General features: G+C 40.0%; 18 protein-coding genes and 1 pseudogene. 9 read left to right on the top strand and 10 right to left on the bottom strand.

The annotated features are described in order from the left end of the window. Positions 1 to 2 precede the first annotated feature (2 nt). Positions 3 to 1,298, bottom strand: coding sequence for an O-acetylhomoserine aminocarboxypropyltransferase/cysteine synthase family protein (locus MBUR_RS04095; RefSeq protein ID WP_011498906.1), 1,296 nt, complete (start codon positions 1,296 to 1,298; stop codon positions 3 to 5). 10 nt (positions 1,299 to 1,308) lie between these two features. Beyond that, on the bottom strand, positions 1,309 to 2,688 hold the full coding sequence (gene pscS / locus MBUR_RS04090; protein ID WP_011498905.1) for an O-phospho-L-seryl-tRNA:Cys-tRNA synthase: 1,380 nt from the start codon (positions 2,686 to 2,688) through the stop codon (positions 1,309 to 1,311). 477 nt (positions 2,689 to 3,165) lie between these two features. Here pscS and MBUR_RS04085 point away from each other — a divergent pair, with 477 nt between their 5' ends. Beyond that, the gene (locus tag MBUR_RS04085; RefSeq protein WP_011498768.1) at positions 3,166 to 4,290 is read left to right on the top strand and encodes an ISH3 family transposase; all 1,125 of its coding nucleotides are present in this window, start codon (positions 3,166 to 3,168) and stop codon (positions 4,288 to 4,290) included. A gap of 43 nt (positions 4,291 to 4,333) precedes the next feature. Here the strand turns inward: MBUR_RS04085 and MBUR_RS13385 are convergent. After that, positions 4,334 to 4,913, bottom strand: a pseudogene (locus MBUR_RS13385) (IS5 family transposase); the annotation flags it as partial. Between the two features lie 86 nt (positions 4,914 to 4,999). After that, the gene (locus tag MBUR_RS04080) at positions 5,000 to 6,085 is read right to left on the bottom strand and encodes a PD-(D/E)XK nuclease family protein (protein ID WP_011498903.1); all 1,086 of its coding nucleotides are present in this window, start codon (positions 6,083 to 6,085) and stop codon (positions 5,000 to 5,002) included. A 255-nt stretch (positions 6,086 to 6,340) separates the two neighbouring features. Between MBUR_RS04080 and MBUR_RS04075 the strand changes: the two genes are divergently transcribed. The 7 genes from MBUR_RS04075 (at position 6,341) to MBUR_RS04045 (ending at position 12,669) form a co-directional block, all read left to right on the top strand. Next, on the top strand, positions 6,341 to 6,961 hold the full coding sequence (locus tag MBUR_RS04075) for a magnesium transporter (RefSeq protein ID WP_011498902.1): 621 nt from the start codon (positions 6,341 to 6,343) through the stop codon (positions 6,959 to 6,961). Beyond that, positions 6,958 to 7,518 carry a magnesium transporter gene (locus MBUR_RS04070; RefSeq protein WP_011498901.1) on the top strand — a complete coding sequence of 187 codons (561 nt, stop codon included), beginning with the start codon at positions 6,958 to 6,960 and terminating at the stop codon, positions 7,516 to 7,518. Before MBUR_RS04075 ends, MBUR_RS04070 begins: the two co-directional genes overlap by 4 nt. 139 nt (positions 7,519 to 7,657) lie before the next feature. Next, entirely contained in the window at positions 7,658 to 8,863 is a 1,206-nt protein-coding gene (locus MBUR_RS04065; RefSeq protein ID WP_048063228.1) for a potassium channel family protein, read from the top strand. A 488-nt stretch (positions 8,864 to 9,351) separates the two neighbouring features. Further along, positions 9,352 to 9,789, top strand: a complete 438-nt coding sequence (locus MBUR_RS04060) for a hypothetical protein (protein WP_011498899.1) — start codon at positions 9,352 to 9,354, stop codon at positions 9,787 to 9,789. 132 nt (positions 9,790 to 9,921) lie between these two features. Further along, positions 9,922 to 10,671 (top strand): phosphocholine cytidylyltransferase family protein, encoded by a 750-nt coding sequence (locus MBUR_RS04055; protein ID WP_011498898.1) that lies wholly within the window; start codon positions 9,922 to 9,924, stop codon positions 10,669 to 10,671. Positions 10,672 to 10,903: 232 nt separating this feature from the next. After that, positions 10,904 to 12,019 (top strand): pyridoxal phosphate-dependent aminotransferase, encoded by a 1,116-nt coding sequence (locus MBUR_RS04050; RefSeq protein ID WP_011498897.1) that lies wholly within the window; start codon positions 10,904 to 10,906, stop codon positions 12,017 to 12,019. Next, positions 12,019 to 12,669: a CDP-alcohol phosphatidyltransferase family protein gene (locus tag MBUR_RS04045; protein ID WP_011498896.1), complete on the top strand. Its 651-nt coding sequence runs from the start codon at positions 12,019 to 12,021 to the stop codon at positions 12,667 to 12,669. The genes MBUR_RS04050 and MBUR_RS04045 overlap by 1 nt, the downstream gene beginning before the upstream one ends. Before the next feature lie 244 nt (positions 12,670 to 12,913). Here the strand turns inward: MBUR_RS04045 and MBUR_RS04040 are convergent, their stop codons facing one another. Next, positions 12,914 to 13,855, bottom strand: coding sequence for an IS5-like element ISMbu1 family transposase (locus tag MBUR_RS04040; RefSeq protein WP_011498312.1), 942 nt, complete (start codon positions 13,853 to 13,855; stop codon positions 12,914 to 12,916). Positions 13,856 to 13,985: 130 nt separating this feature from the next. Next, the gene (locus MBUR_RS13380; RefSeq protein WP_083754940.1) at positions 13,986 to 14,126 is read right to left on the bottom strand and encodes a helix-turn-helix domain-containing protein; all 141 of its coding nucleotides are present in this window, start codon (positions 14,124 to 14,126) and stop codon (positions 13,986 to 13,988) included. A gap of 126 nt (positions 14,127 to 14,252) precedes the next feature. Here MBUR_RS13380 and MBUR_RS04035 point away from each other — a divergent pair, with 126 nt between their 5' ends. Further along, positions 14,253 to 15,515 (top strand): hypothetical protein, encoded by a 1,263-nt coding sequence (locus MBUR_RS04035; RefSeq protein WP_011498895.1) that lies wholly within the window; start codon positions 14,253 to 14,255, stop codon positions 15,513 to 15,515. Between the two features lie 219 nt (positions 15,516 to 15,734). On the opposite strand, the gene MBUR_RS14110 is transcribed toward MBUR_RS04035, so the two are convergent. From MBUR_RS14110 to MBUR_RS04015, 4 genes are read right to left on the bottom strand one after another with little or no spacing between them, the layout of a single operon-like run. Further along, positions 15,735 to 15,953: a metal-dependent transcriptional regulator gene (locus MBUR_RS14110; RefSeq protein ID WP_011498894.1), complete on the bottom strand. Its 219-nt coding sequence runs from the start codon at positions 15,951 to 15,953 to the stop codon at positions 15,735 to 15,737. After that, the gene (locus tag MBUR_RS04025; RefSeq protein WP_011498893.1) at positions 15,934 to 16,275 is read right to left on the bottom strand and encodes a hypothetical protein; all 342 of its coding nucleotides are present in this window, start codon (positions 16,273 to 16,275) and stop codon (positions 15,934 to 15,936) included. Before MBUR_RS04025 ends, MBUR_RS14110 begins: the two co-directional genes overlap by 20 nt. Continuing rightward, positions 16,272 to 16,604, bottom strand: coding sequence for a FeoC-like transcriptional regulator (locus MBUR_RS04020; RefSeq protein ID WP_011498892.1), 333 nt, complete (start codon positions 16,602 to 16,604; stop codon positions 16,272 to 16,274). The genes MBUR_RS04025 and MBUR_RS04020 overlap by 4 nt, the downstream gene beginning before the upstream one ends. Before the next feature lie 9 nt (positions 16,605 to 16,613). Next, complete coding sequence (locus MBUR_RS04015) at positions 16,614 to 17,054, bottom strand: hypothetical protein (RefSeq protein WP_011498891.1); 441 nt, start codon at positions 17,052 to 17,054, stop codon at positions 16,614 to 16,616. Positions 17,055 to 17,073 lie beyond the last annotated feature (19 nt).

Raw genomic sequence — 17,073 nt, 5'->3', positions numbered from 1 at the left:
ATTTACTGCGACCTCTCCAATGCCTGATCGATATCAGCTATGATGTCATCTATATCCTCTAATCCGACAGACATCCTTATAAAATCATCTGTTACACCGGTCTGCTCACGCTCTTCCTTTGTAAGCTGCTGGTGTGTGGTTGATGCAGGATGGATCACAAGTGTCTTTGCATCCCCGATGTTCGCAAGATGTGAAAGTAGCTCAACGTTCTCAATGAACTTCTTGCCTGCTTCAAGTCCGCCTTTCACACCGAACCCAAGAATAGCACCATAGCTACCGTTAAGATACTTCTGTGCAAGCTCATGGGAGGGATGGTCTTCAAGGCCCGGATAGTTCACCCATTCAACAAGCGGGTGTGAGTTAAGGTGTCGGGCAACCGCCAGAGCATTCTCACCGTGTCTTTTCACACGTAAAGATAGTGTTTCCACGCCCTGTATGAACTGGAACGCATTGAATGGGCTCATTGCAGGCCCCAGGTCACGCAAAAGTTGTGTGCGTACCCTCAGGATAAAAGCAAGGTTTCCCATTCCGGGAATATTGCCGAATGATTCCCAGAACTTCAGACCGTGATAGCTGGGGTCGGGGTCGGTAAACTCAGGGAACTTGCCGTTGTCCCAGCTGAAATTTCCGGAATCAACTATTATACCACCAATGGAAGTACCATGGCCACCGAGGAACTTGGTAGCGGACAGGACCACGATGTCAGCACCATAATCGATAGGTTTGACAATGCCCACACCTACGGTGTTGTCCACAATGAGGGGAATACCAGCATTGTGAGCGATCTCAGCTATCTTTTCAAGATCAGGGATATCCAGCTTTGGGTTTCCGATTATCTCGACATAGATGGCACGGGTCTTCTCAGTAATGGCCTTTTCGAAATCGTCCGGTTTTGTTGAATCTACGAAATTTACTTTCCTGCCAAGTTTGGGGAAAGTGTGATTGAAAAGCTGGTACGTGCCACCATAGAGATTATTTGCAGAAACTATCTCATCCCCGAGCTGTGTTACCGCAAGGGCTGCAAGAGTGATGGCAGACATGCCTGAAGCTACACCTAATGCACCTGTACCACCCTCAATGGCAGCTACCCTCTTTTCAAGAACATCGGTGGTAGGGTTCATCAGGCGTGTGTAGATGTTCCCGAATGCCTTCAGGGCAAAAAGGTTAGCTGCGTGCTCAGCATCGTTGAAAACGTATGCTGCTGTCTGGTAGATGGGAACAGCTCTTGATCCTGTTGCATCTGGCTCATGACCTCCGTGTAATGCTATTGTATCTAATCCATAGGTTTTGTCAGTCATTATTTACACCTCAGTTAATATTAATATCGTATTTATCGGCTATCTCAATGAAAGAATTGGAGAGATAGTGTATCTGATCCCACGAAAGTCCGTATGTGCTCATTTTCCAGCTTCTTGTAGCACCCGGGAACTCGCCTGCTATTCCGCGTTTCTTCAGTTCGTCACTGAAGAAGTATCCCTTGCGCTTGTGTGTTTTTGCTACCTTGTCGAAGCTTCCGGTGGTATCCACCTTGGAAAGAGCATGCTTTCTCGGGAATTCGCTAAGCACTTCATTTCCTTCGATCCTCAGGAACTCGTTAATGAAATAGTTGGACTTTTTGACTTCCTCGTCCCAGTGCTTTGTCCTTTCCTTCACATGCGGGAACGATGCCATCATTGACAGCAATGGAGCTCCCATCAGTGTGCATCCAAGGAACTCGACCTCTTTTATACCGAATTTTCTTCCGGTGACATCTCCGACCATTTGTGTGGTCCTGAATATCTTGTCAGCCCATTCTTCAGTGGTCGCCAGCACTCCTGAAGGAGCTGCTGATGCCATGCTCTTATGACCTGAACCTACCACGAAATCTGCCCCTATCTTTTGGCCATTTACCGGCATGATGCCCACAGTGTATGCACCATTGTAGAGGAATGGGATGCCGTATTCCTGTGCCACCTTTCCGATACCATAGATGTCGTGTTCATTACAGAACAGGTAGTCGAAGTGATCGATCATTATGAGAGCTGGAAGTTTTCCGGTCTCTCTTTTCACTTCATCGATCTTGTGAGCAACTGATTCAGCCGTGAGAATGTTATGCTCGTTCACAGGAGCTTCCCTTACGATACCTCCGGCACCTTCTACGGCAAGGAACTCAGTATAATGAGCAAATGTCGATACGACCACAGTATCACCTTTTTCAATAATTGATGAAGCAACAGCCTGAAATCCCCTTCTTGCACCGGGAACCACACGTGCCTGGTCCATTCCTACAAACTCTGCAAGGTCCGTGTGGAAGGTTGATATAGAAGGTTTTTCGATCTTATCAAGCCTGAACGGTTTTCGGCAGTTGTCACAGGTAGAGTATCCATCCCCATAGGCTATGACCGCTTTACGTGCTTCAGGGGTAAGTCTTCCTCCGGCCTGGATAGGCTGGATATTTATGAACTCCTCTTCCCTTGTCCGGCACATAAGGTCACCCACGATCTTTACAGGTTGTGTTTGACCATTTTTTTTACCAAGATCCTCAAGAAGGCCGCCAAGACCAGATACGATCTCATCGTAGTGTTCAGACTGATCATTGCTCATACCCGTAGGTAAAGATTGCCTGACTATCTCCCTGAGATCTTCCAGTGCAAATTGGGTTTCAAATAATTTGTTGGCGAGATATTTTTTGTTCATCTGTTCATCCAATTCAGTTACCACCTGTTCGTTCGGAATATGTGAAATTTAAAAACTGCAAATTCCCATCGCGTTTGGCTCTTTATACATGTACCGGCAAGATTGTCCGGCTCTGATGCACGGTTAACGGCGTTAACACTCTATCACTTTACTTCAGTTTTTATTTATATTTACCGATCGTGACAATATATATAAATTGCAGGAGTTTCTCCGCACTCAAATCAATTTAGTCTTCCATGATATATAAGAGCAATTTAATTGAGAGGGCTGTATCATTATAAGTGCCAATAGCAATAAAATAGAATTTAACGCACCAGAAGTTTAGACAATAAAATGGTCTTTGTAGAAATCCTCATCCAAACTAAAAACACAGTCTTGATGAACTTATCAAGATTGTGTAATCTCACTTTCAGTAGTTCTCTAATTTTGGCATAATTCACGAAATCAATACCATTCGGCACATTTATATACCTTTAAAATGCCCATTCCATGTTATCACGACTAGAATTAACACCTGCTCACTGTATCAAAACGGTTCTACCACCACTTCTGGACAACATTCCCATTTCAATAAATGGATCACTTACTCCTAAAGACCTCTTCACTAATATTCTCGGAATGTCCACCGCTAAACTTTCAATTCATTCGATTGGTAAACAATATCATAAGACTCCATGTGAAACATCAATGAGATATCATTTGCATAAGATTGATTTCGATCAGCTCATTGAAAACAATGCAAAGATTCTCTTGCAATCATCCCACGAAACCCTTGATTCAAATAAAAAGTATGATCTTGCCATTGATTATACAAATGATCCATACTATGGAGAAGTGGATGCTATCAATAAGAACTATGTGATTCGAGGACAAGCTAAGAAATCAACAAACTCATTCTACTCTTACATTTCTCTTTGCATCATAAACAAATACACCAGATTTACAATTTCCATGTTGCCTGTAGAAAAAGGCAGAACGAAGACAGATTATCTTAAATATTTCATAGATCTAGTTGATAAAATCAATCTTAAGACCAATGTTCTTTGTTTGGACCGAGAATTTTACTCCAGAGATGTTTTTGCATTTTTACAGGAGAATGAGATTCCACATATTACTCCTGTTGTAAGGATGGGAAAAAGAATAAAGGATCTTCTTGATGGAAATAAAAAACGTTATGAAAAGTACGTCATGAAGAATAAGAAAGGAGATGTAGAACTTGATATTGCTATTGATGTTAAGTATCTGAAAGGAAAGAGGGGGAAGAATGGTTGTGAGAATTTAGGGTTTGTTGTTTATGGAATTGATTGGGAACCAGGAAAGATTAGCACGATCTACAGGAAACGATTTACTATTGAATCATCATATCGAATGCGGAATGTGGTGAAACCGAAAACATCTTCAAGAAATCCAATGCTACGATATTTCTATGCGTTGATATCATTTATGCTGAAAAATGCATGGTTATCGATTCAGAGAATGCATTTTATGAAGGTGAAAAGGGGACCGAAAACGATAGAAGAAGATGTTTTCAGATTTGATTTATTTGTTCACTTTATTGAGGAATGGGTGAGAAAAAAGTTGAAAGTAAAGTTAGTAGTGAAATGTTATAGGTAACCTTGCATGATTTATTTAGTGGAGGGAATATTAGTGAAGTACTGACTTTGAGCTTTACTTCTTTTACTTGATTTCTATACTTTCTCGCACGTAAGTTTTCCCCATACTTTCTTTTCAAAACCGAGAACATCGTTTCACTCAAATTCTGCATAGAGTATATCTTGATATCGAATTCCCGTAACATTTTCTTACGATATCTTCCTTTGATTCGCTTTCGTTCACGTTGTCTCAATGGAACAATTGCTATTGATCCAAGTTTTCAATTCGTGTATTTTTTCAGAATCATAAGTTTTATCCATCACACAATATCTTGATCTCCTATTGTGATGACATTGCGATAGCAATGTCTTTGCATGTTTTGCATCATGAACTGTTTATCCAGAAATCTTGTAACCAGTGATCACAAAATTATGGACATAAACCGAAATGCTGGTCTTTACATAACTTCGTCTCCATTTTTTAATTCGCCAGGAATAGTAGTTACTACAATAACCACTTGTGAATCCAGTAGAATCAAGTGCATTAATGTTAATTGAGTCTCTATTTTTACAAAATAGGTCAAGTGTTTTCTTAAATATGGTGTCCAAAACAACAGAATATGTACGAGTAATAAATTGTTGAAGTTTGTTGGTGAACAATCACAGGGGACTTCTCATTATAAAAATAAGTGGTTTAGTTGAAGTTAGAAAATAGGATTTCTACAAAGCCATTAAACAAGCCATTGTAAATTATTATAATTCTTCTTTATAGTTTCCAACTCATTTAATAGTTCCAAGAAATAGTTTTGAAGAGCTGTAATGTGATCTTCTTGATTAAGAAAATAATCAAGGCTTTTTGTTTGAGAAATTACAGCCCAGTTATTTGCCTCGTTGAGGTCATAACCTTTCCATTTATCAGAACTGGAAACAATTTTCTTCATTACTTCCATTATTTGTATTCTTTCAGAAGCTTTTGGAGAAAGGTTTATTGATATGCCAACTTTTGGATAGGATTCAATCGTTAAATTGTTCATGAAATATCCCAATATAAGTTGAAATTTATCATTTTGTTCCTGAAGATAAACATACCGATTATGGTCTTTTAAGTCATTTAAAGCTGTAGAATGTCTTGGATTATTAGCACCAGTTATATTTTCAAACCTTTTAAAAACATCTCCACTCATAGTTTCTTCCATCATTTTTCTCACACGTGGAAAGTTTGTTATTGTTAAAATATCAATACTTGTAAACTGATTGCTTCCTGACAAACCATTTTCCTCCATAAAGTTCAATGTCTCAGATATTAGAATATTATTAATGTCTTTGTTGAATAGTGATAAGAATTGGTAAATTTGATACCACCTGAACTGTTTAAATGTGAGACTCGATTTATTTTTACAATTCATGAAAATATACTTTTGATTTTTTGCATCAAAATCTCTTGTAATGTAAATAAGAGATTTTTTGTTAATATTTTCTATGTTGTCTAAATGTTCTGCGTATCTTTGTAATTGATCCTGACCTTCTTCAGACCCAATTTTACATTCTATAAAAATAAGTTCCTTTTCAGTATCATTTGACAATTCAATAAAAATATCCGGCCTACTTCCAGAAAAATGATTATCTAATGCATCAAATGATTCCTGTGTACTTACAAAAGAGTCATTGAAATTAATATTGGATATGTTGAAATCCTGAATTAATTTTGAAAATAAATCACTATCTGATTTTAGCAAATGTGTAAAAATTTCAGTAAAAAAATCTTCTAAAGGAATTTGATTTGGGTTTAATTTTAATAAATTTGTAAAAAGTGACATGGATGAACCTATGAAATATTTACTACATATTTAATATTAAAAAGAGTCACTACACTATAAAGTTATGTATATGTTCCGATTTTGGATTTTTAAGCGTACACTTTTTCACGTTACCTATATCCCCAACTTTCTATGCAAGGGATAAGATTCTAACTCAATGAATAATCAAAAATTTCTAATCAAAACCCACACATTACTCAACATAATCCCCCACCCGCGCAAATCGTTTAATACTAAAAGTGCAAATACCAGACTATGTCCTACAGATCCCATGCTGATGAGGACGACGATGTCGAGATCAAAGAAGAATATCTGGGAGATTATGCCAGTGTTCGGTCCATAGTCAAAGAAGCATTGCCGTTCCAGATACTTGCAACCATCGGTGGAGCAGTAGCTGGTTTTATTTTTGCGGGAATGACCAATGAATTACAAATGATACCGGGTCTGATCGTGATAGCACCTGCAGTATTGGGAATGAGAGGAAATATATCATGCACCCTTGGTTCACGCCTTGGTAGTGCTATTCACATGGGTCTAATAACAAAGATCGAGAATAATCCGGAACTTACAAACAATATCTACGGGTCATTGCTGTTGGGGCTTATAATGTCCATCGCTCTGGGAATTATCGGACATACAATGACAGTTCTGCTTGGATTTGAAAGTGCAGGTATTCTGGCACTTACTTCAATAGCAGTTCTTGCTGGCGTTTCATCAGGCATTATATTATCTGTCATAGCAGTACTCCTTGCTCTGGGTATGTTCAGGTTCGGATTTGATCCGGATAATGTTGTAACACCTTCTATAGCTACTATCGGTGATATCGTATCCATGCTCATGCTTTTCCTTTCTGCAAAGGTGGTGCTTATGTTATGAGTTATTATACCGTTCGCGGAATTCTGTCAAGAGGGATGCCTATCCTTTTTTTCACATCTGTGCTTGGGATTGTTACGGGTCAGATACTTAACTCGGAACTTGATAATCTCATATCAGTTCCAACTATATTGCTACTGGTACCTGCGCTCATTAAGATCGGCGGAGACACAGGAAGCATACTCGGTGCAAGACTTTCATCTACTTTCCATATGGGTATCGGAACGACCCACATACACAAGAATCCGGTTGTAAAAAACAGTGTGATAGCAGCATTCATTGTCGGGATCACTGCGTCTGTGGCATTAAGCGTCATTGCATGGATGATGTCCGGGTTTGGAGACAGTCCATTGGGATTCTTTACGCTTTTTAAAATATGTACGATCTCCGGAACGCTCGAGCTTCTGGCTGTCTTCTCTGCCACTATAGCTATTGCTTTTGCATCCCACCGGTTCGGAATTGATCCGGATGACACGGTCATACCCGTGATAGCAACATTGGGAGACCTTGTAGGAATAACGGCCATATTTTCAACATTGTATTTGTTCAATGTAATCTGAAATTCTAAAAGAGAGCTACAATGAAAAATATATAAGAGATATGTGCTAATAGTTAAAAACGAATAATTAAAAACGTTAACAATTATAATATATAATAAATCATATTTAATAAATGCGGATAACATGCGGAACACAAAAAATGAGTCCAAAAGTAATTAGGTACATCCCAAGGAACCTTAAGGATCTCCTTATCGAAATGAAAGATACATCTGAACTGATGGTAGATCTTGCATATTCCGCAATGGTCTATGACGATGAGGATATTTCAGGGGAAGTTCTCGATCTTGAAGAGAAGATGGATACACTCCACTATCATATGAAAATGGCAGCTATGCTGAGTACACGCAGGATAGAGGAAGCCGAAGATATGGTGGGCGTCCTTCAGGTAGCAGCTTCTGCGGAAAATATTGCAAACGCCGCCGGAGATATTGCTAAAATAATCGAGATGGATATGGGAATTCCACTTGAGCTTAAATTAGCTCTCAGGGAAGCCGAAGAGACCATTATACGTGTCACGATCAATGAAAATTCCGATATGGTGGGTTCCACACTTGGGGATCTCGAGCTTGAGGTCGAGACCGGTATGTGGATAATAGCTATTCGAAGACACACCGACTGGGTATATGACCCACACCACGATACCCGTATCCGTGCTGATGATGTGATCTTTGCAAGAGGACATGATGAGGGTGTGCCTCTGCTTGTTGAACTTGCTACTACACAAAAATACATTCCTCGAAGGGTTGAACATGAGAAGGGATTGAACGATCTCGATAAAGCGGTCGATATCATTGTTGACATGAAGAACACAGCAGAACTCGCCGTAGGACTTGCTTATTCTGCATTGCTTTTTGATAATACGGATATTGCTGAGGAAGTGAAAGCCCTTGAACGAGAAATGGATGAGATGAAATACGATCTCCAGCATTGGGTACTTGAAACTGCTAAACATGTTGCCGATGTCAACGAGCTGAGAGGGCTGCTACATCTTGCAAATGCATCAGAATCCATTTCCGATGCTGCTTACGGGATTGCAGATACGGTCCTTCGAGACATAGACCTTCACCCCGTCATCACCATCGCTGTGCGTGAATCAGATGAAGTGATAACAAAGCTTCGGGTCGAAGGCTGTTCACCCATCATTGGAAAGTCATACCGCGAACTGAAGCTGGGCACTGAGACCGGGGTCCATATCATGGCAGTAAAACGTGCTGAACGTTGGGTATATAGCCCAAGTGCCAAAACAACAGTTCAGGAAGGCGATATTCTGATAGGCCGTGGTTCTCATATCAGCGAGGAAGCATTGCTTGAAATGTGTGCCTGTCCGATAAGAGGAGATAGCTGATTTTTAGCTCTGTAGAATTCTCAACTAAATTGAATACATAACCTTTACATCCCTATCAAGGTTATGTATCATATCGTAAATTTTATTTTTTATACTTGATTTCTGTACTTCCTTGCACAAAGATTCGCCCACACATTCTTTCAGGATTGCAATAGCAATGTATTTGGATTTTTTGCAAGATGAATTGGTTTTCCAGATTTAATCGGTACTTGGAATGAATGAAATTTGAATATTTTCAAGGCAAATATTAAATTTTACAAACATTTACCATAATCTTTATGATAGTAAATGTACTTTTATCATAAAGTTGAACTCTGCGAAGTCTGGCAGGAACAGCTAACCACATACCAAAAAGGCAAGATATATTTGTTTTAATTTCAGTTTAAAGCTTTTGTGATTTTGCCTCTGTTGTAAATGAAGTGAGAATATGATAAGAAAAGATGGATTTCCACAGAGCCTGATTTTTAGTAGTGGGGGGGTTTTGCTAAATGGATAAAGCAATTGTATATGGCCTGCTTATACTTTTTTTAGGAATAGCAATTGGGTACAGTATCAGTGACATGGCAACTATCGAAGAGTCCCCAGGTGGTATGAAAGTACCGGTAATGTCAGTCAGCTTTGGCTCCATTGATGAGAACAATACTGTCAGTCACAGACTTAGTTACAATATCCTTTTGTATAATTCCGGGGATGAAGATGTATACGTAAATTCAGTAGAACCAATTTTCGGTGAGCATATCTCAAAAATGGTAGTGACCGAAAACAATACTATAGCTGTGGACAGAACTATAAACGCAAACTCTTCGGTCGAGATTAGTGGTCAGGTAGAATTGAAATCCACCGGTTTAAAAGCCGTAGGATCCATCATAGGATACAACATATCTTCAACGGAGACCATCTATAATCAGTTCAACAAGTTGAAATGATTTGATTATCTCAGCATATCCATCTTTAAATTAATATAGCAGCTGAGGCAGAATTGGCCGATGTTAACACCACCCCCCTTAAGTAGTAACAACTCCTTTATATAGGATGGAAGAAAAACAATCGGATTTACAATGAACTCAGACCACAGTAATAGTGGTAATGGGGCCATAACTACAGCATTACTATTGGCAGCCGGAAAGGGCAGCCGTCTTTATCCTCTGACACAAAACTCACCGAAATGCCTCACAATGGTTCATGAGGCGTCTATTCTTGAACGACTTGTCATCAATTTGAAAAAGCAAGGGTTCAAACGTCTTGTTGTTGTCACTGGATTCCAGGAAAAATGCATTCGTGACTTTTTAGAAACGCGGGCTTGCGGCATGGAAATTGAATTTATTATAAGCCCCCTTTATGCTACCACCAATAACATCTATTCACTCTGGATGGCACGTGATATTATTAATGAGCCGTTCTTACTTATTGAAAGTGATCTTGTTTTTGATGAATCCCTTCTGGATGAAATGCGTTCTCCTGATAAAATTGCCGTTGCACGCATGGAACCGTGGCTGAATGGTTCCACTGTCACGGTCAATAGCTCCCAAAATGTTAAGAAATTCCATACCGGGATTGCAGAAGCTCTTGATGAGATCAGATACAAGACTGTTAACATTTACAGTTTTTCACTCTCTTCATGGCATCGTATTACAGAAAGACTAGATAAGTACATTTCTGCTGGCAGAGTAAACGACTATTATGAAACCGTATTTGCAGAAATGGTGGCTGATGATAGTCTCGATCTTAAAACAGTCTCATTTGACAGCAAAAGATGGTATGAGATCGATACAGTTGCAGATCTGGCAAAGGCTGAGACACTATTTTAGGCGGACAAATACGAAACAATAATTCCTTACGAAACCAAACCGCATATCTCTGGAAGATCAAGGCAGTTTTTCCAACAATCAAAGTGCGGGTTGAAAGGGAGGATCGTTCGGTCACTTTCCGGTTTAAAGCCATTACCTCAGTCCAACTCTTTAAATTTAAAGCCAATTCATGATGTCAGGGCTTTAAAAAATGAAGTGCCACATCAAAATCATTTAAGGGAAATAATTCCTGATGCAAAATTATTACAAAACTCAAACTGAAAAATACGAATTCGTTTCTGGACAGCATGGTGGTTACTATCGCCATGACTTTATTGATCATGCTTATCTTTACAATCTGTATTTCCCGCCAGAGGCCGTTTTTACAACCCTTAAAGATCAAATCCACGACATTGTCCTTAACTATCCGATCGCACAGGATGCACTTGCCGGTCTTATAGGGGATGTGATCCACCAACCTGCTGAAAGGATTGTTGTGGGAAATGGTGCTGCCGAACTTATCAAGATCATCTCCGGCCACATATCCAACAAGCTAATCGTTCCAGTGCCCTCGTTCAATGAATATGCGAATGCAGCACCTGCAGACCGAGTATTTGAATTTCCTCTTGAGTTTCCATCCTTTCAATTGGATGTGGATAAGTTTGCTGCTGAAGCGATCAGGATCAAAGCAGATGTTGCTGTCGTGGTAACACCCAATAATCCAACATCTATGCTGGTTCCCAAGTCCGATCTGATATCTCTTGCACAAAAACTTGCAAAACATGACTGTATGCTGATCATCGATGAATCCTTCCTGGATTTTGTACATGACCCGGATCAGACAACTCTGGAAAATGAGCTCGAACGTTATCCAAATATAGCGATCCTCAAAAGCATGAGCAAAGCCTATGGTATCTGCGGTATCAGGATAGGTTATATGTTGACTGCAAATTTAGCATTTGCTGAATCTGTAAGGGAAGGTGTACACATATGGAATATCAACGGATTTGCCGAAGAGTTTTTGCGGATATTGCCTGATTACAGACAGGAATTTGTCGAAAGCTGCAAGCAGGTACGTATCGACAGAGACAATCTGTATAAAAAACTGTGCGCTATCCCGGGAATGACGGTTTACAAACCCGATGCAAACTTTATTTTCTGCCGCTTGCCAGATCACGCACAGAGTGGTCCTGAGCTCACACGTAGATTGTTCATTGAGCATAACATGTACATAAAACACTGCCAGGACAAGACTCTACCTGACTCTAGCCGTTATGTCCGTATCGCCAGCCGTACTGAAACCGAAAATTGCAAATTAGTTGAAGCATTGGTAGATATCATTGACTTGAAAAAAGTGGAAGTATCCTGATGAACAGTCCAGAGAATCAACGATCACCTCAGACAGGAATGCTTACTTTCGCCCGTGATCTTCCAAATATTTGTTCACTTGCAGGGTTGTTGTGTGCAGTCCTTAGTATATACTATGGTATATTAGGCAATTTTCCGCTTGCTATAATTGGAATGATATGGGCAGTTGTTTTTGACTGGGGTGACGGACTCATTGCTCGCCGGATGAAGGGGCGAACTGATGAATATCGAGCTTTCGGGGGACAGCTTGATTCATTGATAGACATAGTAAGTTTTGGCATTTGCCCTGCTGTATTTCTCTTGAGCTATGGAGAATTCAGTCCTTGGTTCCTACCCGGAGCGTTCGTGATCATCGCCGTCAGTGCAATACGGTTGAGTTATTTCAATGTTTTCGGCCTGGTCGATGATTCGACATACATGGGATTGGCACTTGATAACAATGTCCTGATTTTTGCTTTTGCCTTTCTGTTCAACAGTTTTTTCAGCCAGCCTATTTTTTTAGTTGTTATGTATGCACTGTTTATAATCATGGCTATCTTTAATATAGCACCAATTCGAACACCTAAGTTTTCCGGCAGTTGGTTTTCTGTTCTCTTGGTTTATGCTTTGGTGTTAACAGTCATCTATAGCTGGATGCTGTGGAGCAAGTAATAGTGCTACCACCCATTAAAATAGGTGGCTTCCTGCTTTTTTATAGCCCAGACCAACGTCCGTGACTTCACAGGCTCTCTCCTTAGTCCCCACGGTGCATATATTTAGAGAGAATTGCGATTAACTGCTGATTTTTTTCAAAGCAAATATTTCCAGCTAAAATTTTGAGCTTTTCTCTCTATTTCCAGCAGTTTGCTAGTATCTATTTATATACTTTCCAACTTTTTTGAATAGCTACCGCTATTCATCCTAATGATTTTCTTCTTATTGTCCTCAATTGATAGAGATTATAGCTGAATGCTGTAATCGCCATTTTGACATTTACTCTTGCCAACGTTGTTACTCTTACAAATCCTGACGTAAACACATTTTTGATAACAGCATAAGGTCTTTCTCCCTTTGCTCTTTTCCTGCTTATTCTTTTGTTTCTCATCTTATCCCTAATACCAATAGGGTGCCCTCGTACTCCCCTTTGCATAGTTGCATCATATCCTTTTGAAATTGCACCAAAGTAACCTCTATCTCTGTAAACAACTTCGCCTTCTTCAGAAAGATCCACCTGACTATCATGAACTGAGGCAGTAGTTGTCCTATATCTCCTTATCAGATCATATTCGGTATCTTCAATGGTATGTAGTTTATATCCAAAATGTGACTTAGATGCCTTTTTTGTCCATGTACCGTCCTTACATCTTCTGGTCTTTGCTTCATTTCCACGAGGAGTATCAAGATTTGCATGTCCTGGATCAGCATGTATAAATGTTGCATCCTGAATCATACCTTGCTTGATCTTCAGACCTTTCTTATTAAGTTGTCTTTGCATTTCATTCCAGATTTCATCTTCTTTTCCTGCCTGGGAAATTCGTTCTCTAAATGCCCAAACAGTAGTATGATCTGGAATTTTTGCAGGAAAGCCCAAGAATTTCCTAAAGGAAATTCTATCAGTAGCTTGTCTTTCAAGTTCAGGGTCAGATAGGCCATGCCATTGTTGCAATACTAACATTTTGAGCATGACGATTTCATCAACGTTTGGTCTGCCACCGAACTCTGTTTTATTGATATACATCTCTGCTATAATTGGACGAAATGGTTTCCAATCGATGAGAGATTCAATTTCAGAGAGCTTGTCACCGAGATTTTCAAGACGTTTGTACTCTTCTTTAAAAGCAAAGTTTGTTAAGGACATAATACAAAATTATTGTAATAGGTTATAAATATTGCTTCTGTTTGAGGGGTTTATCGGAATTCTCTAGAATATTAATAGCGGCATTGTCCTCCCTATCAAGCTCAATTCCACACTCGGGACATTTGTGAACTCAAAACGATATACCTTTCATGACGATGTTCCCACAGATGCTACATTTTTGTGATGTGTTGTATGGGTTAACCAATTCTACATACTTGCTAGCCCCCTGTTCTTTGGTCGGGTACAGACGGAATTTGTAGGATTTCCGCATATTGCAACATACGTTTTAATACTAATAATAATATCAGAAATAGGAACAAATAATTGTTTACGCAATAATAGTGGTCTTCTTGCTGATGAATTATAAAAACTACTTATCTAAAAAATGGAATATTAAATGTATGAATATCAATCACTCAGAAAATGTATCTCAAACAACGACAATGAGCTAATAATTTACGGAGCAGATCGTTTTTCACAGTTCCCGCGCCGTGATGCATCCGTTAATTCAAAATGCGATAGAGCGCTTCCAATCGCTCGCCATGATGATGTGGTAGTTCTACGCGGAAAGCTGGATCAAGAGTATCATAAATGGCTGCGTTCCCATGGTCTGGGATCGGATCATATTGTTGAATATAATTCTCCTTCAAAAAAGATGTCACTCTCAGAACTCATCGTTAATGATCCCGAACCAGTTAAAATATATATCAGGCAGAGCGGGAAAAAACCTGTATATGTACCATGGTTTTCAGGGAGGATGGAAACTGAAGCTGCAAAAGTTCTTGATGCTGATCTTTATGGAGCAACTGAAACTGCAACATTAAAATATAATGATAAGTCCGTTTTTAAGACCGTATGCAAACAATTGGACATAGCTGTTGTTGAAGGCAGTTCATTTGAAATGAATCCTGAAGACAATGAAAATTGTACAGATATGAAAAACATCATTAACGGATATCTGTCAACCTGCGAAACTGTTATTATTCGCGGAACTTTGGGTGAAGCCGATATGTCGTTGTACAAAACTAAAGGCAATGATATTTCTGAAATATATCATGAAATTGCAGTTAGCGGTGAAAGATTTGTTATCATTGAGCCTTTTCTGAATGTCTCATCTTCTCCGAATGATCAGTGGGTGATCAGCAGAGAAGGTAATATAAACTCTCTTGGTATGCGGGATCAAATATGCGAAAGAGGGATGGTACACATTGGTACACTCAAAGGAGATGATCACTCCCCAGAAATTTCAAATTACATTGCAAAAACATCTGCAAAAATTGTAACTAATATGGCTAAATTCGGATATAGGGGTGTAGTCGGTATCGATTATATTGTATCAGATGATGGCATATTTCCGGTTGAAAATAACGCTCGTTTTAATGGTTCCTCCTATGTGAGCATGATCGTAGATAATATTGAAAAATTGATATCTCCCATTCCATACTGGAAATTTATAAAGATCAAGACAGCTGCATGTTCATTTCTTGAGCTCACTGAACGTATTGGGCCACTACTCTATGATGGCAAAAAATCAAATTCCGTATTTCCTTTTAGCTGCGATACATTGCCGTTGTCTGGTGATTTTGCTGTTATACTCTTAGCCGAGAATATGGATGAGATCTTCAAGATGGAAGGATCATTGAAAGAAATGGGTATTTAAAGGGTTTGATCAACCTTATACATCAATAAATTCTCGATTAAGAACAACAATGAAAAGTCTTCATCGTTTGTGTTAAAGATACACAAAAATACAGATGAAAGGCCTTTTCTAACGTCGTAATCATTTAGCTCATGCTCCATTGTGCATGCATCCTTATCTGTGATCTCCCGGGTATGTTTATGATCTCCAGGAAAGCTTTTAAGGTATGGTGGCGGTCTTTTATGACCGGTGCGATCTTCTGCCCTTCCCGGTCAGTGTCACACCCTCATATCTCCTGCATACCACATAACCCAGACTGTCAAGTTTCTGTACCATTTCAGTAACATTCGGCGGCCTGAGGTCCAGTGAAACAGCCACGTCCTTTATCCTTGCATATCCTTTATCATTTGTGATATTAAGGATAGCTTCGAGATAATCCTCAGCTTTCCGTGACAGCATGACCAATAGCCTGGTTCACTCTTTGCACATGGTGTTCCGTTATGTTACGACAAACCTCCACTCCCTTCTCTGTAAGGAGGTATGTCACCCCGCACGAATAGACCGAATTACTGTCCAATGGTTTGCTTACCATTGAACAGCAGGAGCTGTTTTTGGGGTCACAAACGGATCTGATATAACCTCTGTGTACCATCAACTCCAGTAAAAATTCCAGCTCCTTATGGGTTATTCCCAGTTTACAGGCTATCCGGTCAAAGGTCGTGTTCCCCTGTGATACGAGGTCCAGTATTCTCCTTGAGATGGTTGGGAATCCGTGTATCATGGACGTCCTCCTTTTCGATCTTCCTTTTCGAAACTGTGTTGTTCACAGCATACCTTTCTCCCATTCTCGGTAAGGCGATATGTTCTTCCTATTCCAAGATTCGTTCCCGGACAGGCGTGCCCCATGCCACAACCTGCACAACTGGTTGTGTCAGGAGGCGGACTCATGCAGGAGATCTCTATATCACCTTTACGTTCCATGGTCTCAAGAAGCTCCTTCAACTCTTTCGGACCCAGGTTAAGCCTTCGGGAAAGTTCCCCGAAGGTTATGTTGTCCTGAGACAGAATCGTTGCGACCTCCTTTAGCATGTATCGGTAGCCTATCATCATCTGCTCACCTCAAACATTTGTCATCTCTGTGGTGAATTTGTCCTTCCAGGAGAAGTACCCGATAAGGGACAGGAGCCCCAGATAGATGCCAGGTCTCATGCTGTCAATAATGCGCCATCCTTCGTAGTCCTCGCTCTTTACTACGTAGAACATAAGGAGGTCTGCCCCCATGACCAGGAGGTAGACTGCCATGAACACCAGTGACATCAGGATGCCGACATAGACGTAGGATACGCCCATGTACACCCCTGCACTCAGCTCTTTGACCGCGTACAGGAACACAGCCCCGATCACGACAAAGCAGAAACCTCCGAAGAAATCCCCTGGGATCAGCAACGATTCAGCCAGACCGGTCTCAATTCCGAATCCTTCCAGCATCTTCAGGATGCCGAATACTACATAGAGTATTCCTGCCACCATTGCAAAGATCATTTTATTTGTATTTGCCATTAATATCACCTCAATTCAA

The organism is Methanococcoides burtonii DSM 6242 (genome assembly GCF_000013725.1).
GTDB classification, from domain to species: Archaea; Halobacteriota; Methanosarcinia; order Methanosarcinales; family Methanosarcinaceae; genus Methanococcoides; species Methanococcoides burtonii.
The sequence above is the reverse complement of the archived record's forward strand: the minus strand, read 5'-3'. Positions and strand labels throughout refer to the sequence as shown.